The 9864-nt window shown below is 33.3% G+C and carries 7 protein-coding genes; 5 read left to right on the top strand and 2 right to left on the bottom strand.

The window, feature by feature from the left end:
* Nucleotides 1-514: 514 nt before the first annotated feature.
* Nucleotides 515-1531 carry an LLM class flavin-dependent oxidoreductase gene (locus OD917_RS16990; RefSeq protein ID WP_263524570.1) on the bottom strand — a complete coding sequence of 339 codons (1017 nt, stop codon included), beginning with the start codon at nt 1529-1531 and terminating at the stop codon, nt 515-517.
* Nucleotides 1532-1707: 176 nt separating this feature from the next.
* Between OD917_RS16990 and OD917_RS16985 the strand changes: the two genes are divergently transcribed.
* The 4 genes from OD917_RS16985 to OD917_RS16970 all read left to right on the top strand — a co-directional run bounded on the left by OD917_RS16985 (nt 1708) and on the right by OD917_RS16970 (nt 6978).
* On the top strand, nt 1708-2223 hold the full coding sequence (locus OD917_RS16985) for a DUF2975 domain-containing protein (protein WP_263524569.1): 516 nt from the start codon (nt 1708-1710) through the stop codon (nt 2221-2223).
* Between the two features lie 2 nt (nt 2224-2225).
* Nucleotides 2226-2432 carry a helix-turn-helix domain-containing protein gene (locus OD917_RS16980; RefSeq protein ID WP_012024053.1) on the top strand — a complete coding sequence of 69 codons (207 nt, stop codon included), beginning with the start codon at nt 2226-2228 and terminating at the stop codon, nt 2430-2432.
* 117 nt (nt 2433-2549) lie between these two features.
* Complete coding sequence (locus OD917_RS16975) at nt 2550-3434, top strand: ABC transporter ATP-binding protein (RefSeq protein ID WP_263524568.1); 885 nt, start codon at nt 2550-2552, stop codon at nt 3432-3434.
* A 4-nt stretch (nt 3435-3438) separates the two neighbouring features.
* On the top strand, nt 3439-6978 hold the full coding sequence (locus OD917_RS16970; RefSeq protein WP_263524567.1) for an ABC transporter permease/M1 family aminopeptidase: 3540 nt from the start codon (nt 3439-3441) through the stop codon (nt 6976-6978).
* 60 nt (nt 6979-7038) lie between these two features.
* On the opposite strand, the gene OD917_RS16965 is transcribed toward OD917_RS16970, so the two are convergent.
* Complete coding sequence (locus tag OD917_RS16965) at nt 7039-8250, bottom strand: polysaccharide deacetylase family protein (RefSeq protein WP_263524566.1); 1212 nt, start codon at nt 8248-8250, stop codon at nt 7039-7041.
* A 165-nt stretch (nt 8251-8415) separates the two neighbouring features.
* On the opposite strand from OD917_RS16965, the gene OD917_RS16960 reads away from it, so the two are divergent.
* Nucleotides 8416-9762 carry a sigma-54-dependent transcriptional regulator gene (locus tag OD917_RS16960; RefSeq protein ID WP_263524565.1) on the top strand — a complete coding sequence of 449 codons (1347 nt, stop codon included), beginning with the start codon at nt 8416-8418 and terminating at the stop codon, nt 9760-9762.
* Nucleotides 9763-9864 lie beyond the last annotated feature (102 nt).

Here is a 9864-nt window from a genome sequence, read left to right as displayed (position 1 = left end):
AAACTATTTCCATTCTTTTTTGCAATTATTTCTTAACTGTCTCATAACGGCAGGTTTACATTTCAATTATTTTTGGATCTGCGTAAGATTTTTCTGCGTTCCGCTGTCCTTTGGGCTGTTTTGCCGCAAAGGCGCTAAGGCGCGAAGGCCGTTTTTCTGCCGTTTTTAAGCTTTAATGCCGTTTTTTGAAGATAAATAAAGCCGGAGGCTTCTTCTGGAAACCGGTGCCATAGCCCCGATAGGAGCGGAAATCCTTTTTGGGCCGGGGTTCGGCCCGAAAAGATTGAAGCGCATAGCGGGAAAAAGCTCCTGATTATTGCCGAAATCCCAATCTTTTAAATTCCAAATTACAAAACCGGATGCGCTTCACTGCGCTCTGCCGAATAATCAAGGCTTTCTCCTTATATATGTATAAAAAAAACAAACCCGACAGGTTTTGAAACCTGTCGGGTTGAAATACTCATATATATTATAATAGTATAATATTTTTTTTACTCTATATATAATAGCATACTTATATATGTATACCTTCATTTAGACTATCAATTACTTCTTTTGTAATCTGGATGCTTTTTAGTTTTGCCTGATGATCAAAGATTGGACTTGTTATCATTAACTCGTCGATTCTGGCGTAGTCGATGAATTTTTTAAGATCGGTTATTAACTGTTCTTTGTTTCCTGTAAAAGTTCCGGCTGTCATTTGATTAACGTGAAAACGTTCTGCTTCGTTCATAATATCGTCTAGTGACGGAACTGGAGGCTGTAAACCTTTGCGGTCGTTTCTAATTAAGTTTAAAAACATTTGATACAAACTTGTAGACAACAACTCAGCTTCTTCATTTGTATCTGCAGCAATTATATTTACGCAGGACATTGTTTTAGGTTTATCTAAAAACTCTGAAGGTTGGAAATTTTCACGATAGAATTCAAATGCCTGAATCATCAACTTTGGTGCAAAGTGTCCGGCAAAAGCATAAGGTAATCCGTAAGCTGCAGCCAAAGCTGCGCTATCCATACTTGATCCTAGAATCCAGATTGGCACTTTTAAGCCTTCGGCTGGAAAGGCACGAACTTTTCCTGTGGCGTTTTCGCTTGAAAAATATTCCTGAAGCTTGCTTACATTTTGCGGAAAACGTTGTGCCTGCTCAAAAAAGTCTTTTCGAATGGCTTCAGCTGTTGGCTGATCTGTTCCCGGTGCTCTTCCTAAACCTAAATCGATTCGGTTTGGATAAAGCGTTTCCAGAGTTCCAAATTGTTCTGCTACTACTAAAGGTGAATGATTTGGAAGCATGATTCCGCCAGATCCTACTCGGATATTTTTTGTCTGACCTGCAATGTAACCAATTAAAACAACTGTTGCTGTACTCGCAACATGTGCCATATTGTGATGTTCTGCAAGCCAAAATCGCTTGTATCCTAAAGTATCTGCTAATTGCGCTATATCTTTTGTTTTTTGAAATGTTTCTGATGCATTGCTATCCTGAGTAATGATAGCGAGCTCTAATAATGAGACTGAAATTGGGTTTTTCATATAAAAAAATGCTAATATGCAAAATTAACTCATTTATTCGGATGCCTTTTGTTTTCTAATGTTAAGAGAATTATAATATTCAACTTATCTTCTCTACTAATTATTTTTTGATAATTAATTATCGTTTTACAATAATTAATTATACATTTGCAATATCAATCTAACTTTTAAGATATATGAAGACAACTCATATTGTATCCAGAATACTATTTTACTTCACCAGATTTTTAGCCGTTGTTTATTTCTTTTTGGCTGCTTATTCTGTTTTTACATTGATAACAGGATTGTTTTTGACTTTTAAGGATAACGGAAAGTATTTTCAGGTTTGCTATCCGTTTACTACTCATCCTGTAATGCTGGGCGATTATAACCTGCCTTATATTTTATTTGATTTTCTGTCGCCATTGAGTTTGTACGGATTATTCTTTTTATTGAGCAGTAATGTTTTCAGAATATTTTTTCAGCCTAAATTATTTACCGTTAATGGTATTTCGCATTTAAGGCGATTTTATTTATCGAATTTATTAATTCCGTCCATCGTAATATTTATTGCTTTCTTTTTTGTTCCGCTTGATAATGAAGTTTCGCTTTTTATTATACTTCACGGAATGCTTGGTGCTTTTGCTTATTTTTTAGCAGCCATTTTTAAACAAGGTTTAAACCTTCAGAACGAACAAGACTTATTTATATAACTATGCCAATAATTGTAAATGTAGATGTAATGCTTGCCAAGCGTAAGATGCAGAGTAAAGAATTGGCAGAAAAACTAGATATCACACCCGCCAATCTATCCATTTTAAAAACTGGAAAAGCAAAAGGAATCCGATTTGATACGCTCGAAGCTATTTGCAAAATATTAGACTGCCAGCCAGGTGATATTTTAGAATATGTAGCGGAATAGTTTTCTTTTAAATCTTATTTCTTCTTTATAAAAAATCGGTTTTGGAAGCCGACAGGGATTCTATTGCCTAAATTTTTCAAATTATAATTTATTCAATCATCAAAAATCAATCAAAAAATGAACAGTTTATCAATCAAAAATCTCAGCAAAACGTATGAGAACGGTACAAAAGCGATCGACCATTTATCGCTTGAAATTACAAACGGAATGTTTGGTTTGCTTGGCCCGAATGGCGCAGGAAAATCTACTTTAATGCGAACGATTGCTGCTTTGCAGGAACCTACTTCTGGAATTATTGAATTTAACGGAATTAATATTCTGGAAAAACCAATGTTTATCAGAGAAAATCTAGGATATCTTCCTCAGGAATTTGGTGTTTACCCAAAAATTTCTGCTTATCGATTACTCGATCATTTGGCCATTTTGAAAGGCATTATTAATAAAAAGGAACGACACGATCAGATTTTGTATTTGCTGCAGCAAACCAATTTATTACAGCATAAAGACAAAGCGGTTCATTCTTTCTCTGGCGGAATGCGTCAACGTTTTGGAATTGCTCAGGCTTTGCTGGGAAATCCGAAGATTATTATTGTGGATGAACCAACGGCTGGATTGGATCCCGAAGAAAGAAACCGATTCAATAATCTGCTGAGCGAAATTGGCGAAAGCATAATTGTAGTTTTATCTACTCATATTGTAGAAGACGTTCGTGACTTATGCCCAAAAATGGCTATTATCTCCAACGGGAAATTGATTCTCGAAGGAAAACCTAATGAGACAATCGAAACTTTAAAAGGTAAAATCTGGTCAAAGGCGATTCAGAAATCGGAATTAGAAGATCATAAATTGAACTTCAATATTATTTCTTCTCATTTAAATTCAGGAAAAATTAATATTCATGTTTTCTCAGAATATCAGCCATATTCTGGTTTTGAATTGATCTCGCCAGATTTAAGCGATGTTTATTTCAGTGTTTTAGGTCAAAATCAATTTAAAAATTAAAGTTATGCTTTTTAAATTAATTCAATTTGAATGGCATAACAATACCAGAAACTGGACATTTTATGCCACATTTATTATTTATTTGGTTTTAGGATTTTTTGTGAGCGCTTTTGCGAATTTCTCTTTTTCGGGTGCTTACAAAAATAGTCCGTATGTGCTTACGTATGCGATTGGTCTGATTTCGCTGATGACGATATTTTCGATTACGCTTCAGGCAGCGCAAAGTTTTTTAAGAGAATACGAATCCAAGTTCTATTCTATTATCTTTTCTTCTCCTGTTTCGAAGTTTCATTATTTGGGAAGCAAATTTATTACGGCTTTTAGTATTGCTGTAGTTTCATTTGGAATGTTTATCCTCGGAATGATTATTGGGCATCAAATGTCTTGGCTTTCTGAAAGTGAAATTGGTCCTTTTAAAATTCTCAATTATCTCTGGCCTTATCTTGTGATCGTAATTCCGAATATTTTCTTGTGTCTTTCTATATTGACAGCTTTGGCTTGGCTCACGAGAAGTAAACTTTTTATTTATGTCGGCGGTTTATTAATCTACATATTATATATAGCGGGTTCGATTTTTTCGAATTCGCCGATATTTGCGAATGCTTCTCCTTCTTCGGCCAAAGCCATGTCTTTGGCGGCAAAAATAGATCCGTTTGGATTGGCAGCATTTTTAGAACAAACCAGATATTGGACTTCTATCGAAAAAAATACAGCGCTAGTTTCCCTTTCTGGCAATTTTTTATTCAACCGAATTCTTTGGATTTGTATTTCATTGCTCTTGGTTTTCATTTCTTATCGATTCTTTTCGTACCGAAAAACGAAAATTAAAAAAGTAAAAACAGCGAAAGTCATTCAAAAAGAAACAAAAGTTCTTTCTTCCAAAATTCCACTGAACATTGAATTCAAAACTTCCAAACATAATTTAGCCGTTTTTATGAGTAATCTTAAAATGGATATTTTTCTGGTTTTGAAAGGAATTCCGTTTTTACTAATTGTACTTTTATTTTCGGGTTTATTAATGATTGAGATTTCAGATGAAATTGACGGCGGTATCCGATTGGCAGAAAAAATTACTGATACGGCTTTGATGATTTCTACCATAATGGATCGACTTCCGTTTATCCTGACTTTAATTCTCTTATTTTACAGCAATGAATTAGTAAACCGAAGCGAGAATTCGAGATTTGAAATGTTGGAAAACACTGCACCATATTCTCAGTTTACCGTTTTAATGGAAAAACTAACGGCGCTTTTTATTATTCCGTTAGTCCTCATTAGTATCAGTATTTTGATTGGATGCGGATTTCAGATTATCAATTCAAATGCTCCAATCGAAATTGGCCTTTATCTTTCTTTGTTTTATTATCTCGGTTTTCCGTTATTGTTACTTTCGATTTTAATCATTGCGATTCAGACTTTCGTTAAAAACAAATATTTAGGATTGGCGATTTCTGCATTCATTTGTATTTTGTTTTGTACCGGAATTGGTGAACAACTAGGAATTTCGCATCCGCTATTCCGATTTGGAGATTCTTTCAAAAGAGAATATTTTGATTTGAATGGCTTTGGAGCTTATACTTTTCCGTTTCATATTAAAATGTTTTACAATCTTGGTTTGGCTTTAGTGCTTTTGACTTTGACTAGAATTTTATGGAAACGCAATGCTTCAATTGTAAAAACCTTTCGCAGAAATTCATTTAATAGTGTTCAAAAAGCGATTTTGGGTTTCGGAACTCTTCTTTTTATTGGTTTTGGAAGTTATCTTTTTTATAAAACGAATATTGAATATCCGTATTTGACCGAAGAAGATAAGAATAATTGGAGCGAACAATACGAGCGCCAGTTTAAAAAATATACTAATCTGGTACAGCCAACGATTATTGCTGTAAAAAGTAAAGTCGATTTATTTCCTGAAGAAAACCGCTATGCAGTAAAAGGCAGTTACGAATTAATCAATAACGCCAAAAAACCTATTGATAGTTTACTCCTATATATAGATCAAAATTCGAAACTTATTTCAGTTGAAATTCCGAATTCGAAAAATCTGGATGATCTTTCGGTATTTCATCATTATTGGTATCGATTGGAAAAACCTTTGTTACCTCAACAGAAAATGAAAATGAGTTTTTCTTTTGAATCTTCATGGTCGCCTTTTAAAGGGCATACTGCTTTTAATTCTATAATTGAAAATGGATCTTTTATGCGAATAAGCCGTTATTTTCCGCTTTTCGGTTATCAGGATTCTAATGAAATCAGCAGTAAAAAAGAACGTGCGAAAAGACATTTGAAACCTCAGACTCCGTTGAAAAAATTGGAAGAGAAATCAAATGCTGCAAATGATTTTATTGATTACGATGCTGTTGTTTCGACTTCTGGAAATCAAACTGCAATTGGAGTTGGAAATTTAATTGGAAACTGGAAAAAAGACAATCGCAATTATTTTCATTATCAATCAAACGGAAAAATTCCGTTCCGATTTGCTTTTTCGTCAGCCGAATATCAAATTCAAAAAACGAATTATAAAGGCATTTCAATTGAAGTTTATTATGATAAAAAGCATTCTAGAAATGTCTCAAAATTAATTCAAGATGTAAAAAACACTTTAGATTATTGCCAAAACAACTTTGGAAAATATCCTTATAAAACCATTCGCTATGCGGAAGTTTCTGCTTTCGCGGATGGATTTGCTGCGACTTCTTATCCGTCTACAGTTTTTATGAAAGAGAATTTTGGGTTTTACAGCAACCTCAACAACAAGGATAAAGAAGATGTTATCAATCAATTGACGGCTCATGAATTGTCGCATGAATGGTGGGGAAATTCGCAAATAAGTCCGGAACAAAAAGAAGGAAGCTGGATTTTGACTGAATCTCTCGCCCAATACACCGAATTGATGTTATATGAAAAAGAACATGGTTTGGAAAAAGCGCTAGAAACTTTAAAAATTCATCTCGATTTATATTTGAGCAGCCGCAGTTACGAACCTGAAACACCTTTATATAAAACCAATTACGAAACACCGCATTTACCTTATGATAAAGGAATGCTGGTTATGCATCAGCTTCGGGTTTTAATTGGGGAAGAAAAAGTAAATCTGGCTTTACAAAATTTTCTAAATCATTATAAATATCCAAATCCTACTCCTGATGCTGAAAGTTTATTAAAGGAAATTTATGCTGTCGCTGATTCTAAACTGCATCCTAAATTGAATGAAATGTTTAAGCAGATTATTACGTATTCTTCTAAAATAAATTCGGTTGAAAGCCTGAAAAAAAATGGCTTTTATGAAGTTTCTTTTAAAGCGGTTTCTGAAAAATTCAGAGAAAATGCGAGAGGGAAACAAACTTTAATAACGAATGATCCAACAATTGATATTGGAATTTATGATGAAAACGGTAAACTGTTCCGTTATCCTTTCGTTTTAAAAAACAATGTAATTGAAGGCAAAATCAAACTGAAAACAAAACCTGAGCGAATTGTAATTGATCCGTATTTAATGAATATCGATACTTTTATAAAGGACAACGAGAAAGAGATCGATTAAGCTTTTTTTGCCACAGATTTAAAGGATTAANNTTAATCCTTTAAATCTGTGGCTAAACTTTTATTTCAATTGAATCAAAATCTGTTTATGAGTTGTTTTTCCATCATCTTTTATGTTCAAATCTTTTGGTGATTCGATTTCAAATTTGGATGGAGTTTCTATATTTAATGAAATGTCTTTGTGGCGAAACGTTTCCGGAATTTCTGGAAGTATAATTGCTACTTCTACTTCTTTTTTGTTTTGTTTGTATTCAATTTTAATTCTGTCTCTTAACCAAATATATTCGTAAACTTCCTGCCACGGCGCCATCCAGATAGAATCGTTTCCTTTTATACCATATTTATCGGCAAGCGTTGTCATATAATATTTGAAATCCGGAAAACGTAAACTTAAATTCCAAAGATTTGTATTTCCTGTTCCGTGGGTAAATTCGTTAAACCAAACAGGTTCTGACTGTTTTACAATCGAATCTATCGTTTTTAAATAACGATCCATTGTTTTAAAACTGGTAGTATCTTTTGAACTCAATACAAAAGTTCTGGCCGAAATCATTTTATCCAAATTTACTTTCGAATTCACTTTATAAACTGGGCCAGTACCATAATAAGACGCTACAGAAAAATGTCCATTATTAAGAGCTTCTTTTTCATATTCCAAATAATACTTCTCATCTCCTTCTCCACCCGGAACTACAAAATGAGACATTGTAAAATCTAGATTTTGTTTAATTGATGTTGTATTTTCTGTTACTTCTGTTTTATAATTCGTTCCGTGTTTAGTAGCATGATGAAAACTATGATTCAAAATATCCCAGCCTGCATTGTACATTTCTTTAATTTCAGGCCATGAAAGATGTCCACGGTTTTCTGGTAAATCACGAATAGATCCGCCATTGATTGCTAAAGCGAGTTTAAATGGAATTTTATTCCCGAATCCGTCTGAATAAAAAAGTCCTTTTGAAGTGGTTCCGTCTCCGCCCTGATCAATTTTCCATTCGTTTTTATCAGGATTACTAATTTTTCCGCCATTTAACAATGGAAAAGCAGTTAAATATGCCGAACGATATCCATCATCAAGTGTAAAACTATAAGCAAAATGTTTGTTGAATTTTAATTGCGACGTTTTTATTTCGACTTTGTTTTCTGATTTCAGTTTAATTTTAAAGGAAATAGTTTTCGTTTTTGAAGAATCTTTTTGAATAATTCCATTTGAAAAACTATTAAAACTTCCAAAGATTACAAAAGCTATTATAAAATGAATTTGTTTTGACATAAATTTTAGTGGTTCTTTTTCGATCTAAAAGTACATTTCTTTTTGAAAAATATTTTAAATCTGATTATGTCTTAAAAAATAATTTGTTCCGAATAAAAAAAGAGAACTAATTTTAAAGCTAAATTTGTACATCAAATACCAAAATTTGATTTAGCATCTCTGCAAATGACACACAAAATTTTAATTATAGACGACGAAGAAAAGCTGAGAAGTCTTTTGGCAAGAATTATAAAATCGGAAGGATTTGAAGTATTTGAAGCCAAAGATCTAAAATCGGGTTTCAAAAAACTGGAACAAACCGAAATTGATGTTGTTTTGTGTGATGTCAAACTTCCTGACGGAAACGGGGTCGATTTTCTTCAAAACATAAAAAACAGTTTCCCTTTAACAGAAATAATTCTTCTGACTGCTTTTGGAAATATTGCGGATGGCGTTAAGGCCATGAAAAATGGTGCTTTTGATTATATTGTAAAAGGCGACGATAACGATAAAATTATTCCGCTTCTTTATAAAGCGGTAGAAAAAGTGCAATTGCAGAAAAAAGTACAACAGTTAGAAAAACGAATTAACGATAAATATTCTTTTTCGACTATCATTGGAAAGTCAAAAGGAATCGAACAAGTTATTGATCTCGCACAAAAAGTCGCAAAAACGGATTCTACCGTTTTATTGACAGGCGAAACTGGAACTGGAAAAGAAGTTTTTGCTCAGGCAATTCACGAAAACAGCAATCGTTCAGGAAAATCGTTTGTGGCTTTGAACTGCAGCACTTTCACCAAAGAGATTTTAGAAAGTGAACTTTTTGGTCATAAACAAGGTGCTTTTACAGGAGCCGTAAAAGATAAAAAAGGTTTTATTGAAGAAGCAAACGGAGGAACTTTGTTTCTGGATGAAATTGGTGAAATGCCAATCGATCTTCAGGCGAAATTATTGCGTGTTTTAGAAACCAGTGAATATATTCCCGTAGGTGACACAACTCCAAAAAAATCAAATTTCAGATTAATTGCTGCTACAAATCGTGATTTAAAAACAGAAAGCGACGAACATCGTTTCCGTTCTGATTTATATTTCCGTTTGAATATTTTCGAAATCAAATTGCCTTCTTTGCGAGAAAGAATTAAAGATATTCCGCTTTTGGCTAATTATTATGTAAAGCAATTTTCAGAAAAAACAAATAAAAAATCCTTACAGATTGGGGATGATTTTCTGCAGAAATTAGAAAATTATTCCTGGCCGGGAAATATTCGTGAACTAAAAAACGTTATCGAAAGATCTGTTATTTTGAGCAGTGGCGATATTTTAACTTCAGATGTTTTGCCTTACGAAATGCAGCATCAATCGGAAAATAATTCGAAACCAATGTCGGCTTTCTCTATGCAGAGTGTTGAAAAACTCCATATTCAAAAGGTTTTAAATTATACGAAAGGAAATAAGGCTGAAACGGCAAGATTATTAGAAATTGGCATTGCAACTTTGTATAGAAAATTGGAAGAATATAATATCCAGCCGTAATCCTTCAAGTTTTTAAAAACCTTGTAGGTTTAGATTATAAATAATTTGAATTAATACTTTAAATAGAATACCTACAAGGTTTTGGAAACCTTGCAGGAACGT

Source organism: Flavobacterium sp. SH_e (assembly GCF_025717045.1).
GTDB lineage: Bacteria > Bacteroidota > Bacteroidia > Flavobacteriales > Flavobacteriaceae > Flavobacterium.
Note: the sequence above shows the minus strand (reverse complement) of the source record. Positions and strands in the feature narration are given on the sequence as shown.

Bases quoted from the DNA above. Each gene is read 5' to 3' on its own strand.
- OD917_RS16990 (WP_263524570.1), bottom strand. From the start codon at position 1,531: ATGAAAAACCCAATTTCAGTCTCATTATTAGAGCTCGCTATCATTACT.
- OD917_RS16985 (WP_263524569.1), top strand. From the start codon at position 1,708: ATGAAGACAACTCATATTGTATCCAGAATACTATTTTACTTCACCAGA.
- OD917_RS16980 (WP_012024053.1), top strand. From the start codon at position 2,226: ATGCCAATAATTGTAAATGTAGATGTAATGCTTGCCAAGCGTAAGATG.
- OD917_RS16975 (WP_263524568.1), top strand. From the start codon at position 2,550: ATGAACAGTTTATCAATCAAAAATCTCAGCAAAACGTATGAGAACGGT.
- OD917_RS16970 (WP_263524567.1), top strand. From the start codon at position 3,439: ATGCTTTTTAAATTAATTCAATTTGAATGGCATAACAATACCAGAAAC.
- OD917_RS16965 (WP_263524566.1), bottom strand. From the start codon at position 8,250: ATGTCAAAACAAATTCATTTTATAATAGCTTTTGTAATCTTTGGAAGT.
- OD917_RS16960 (WP_263524565.1), top strand. From the start codon at position 8,416: ATGACACACAAAATTTTAATTATAGACGACGAAGAAAAGCTGAGAAGT.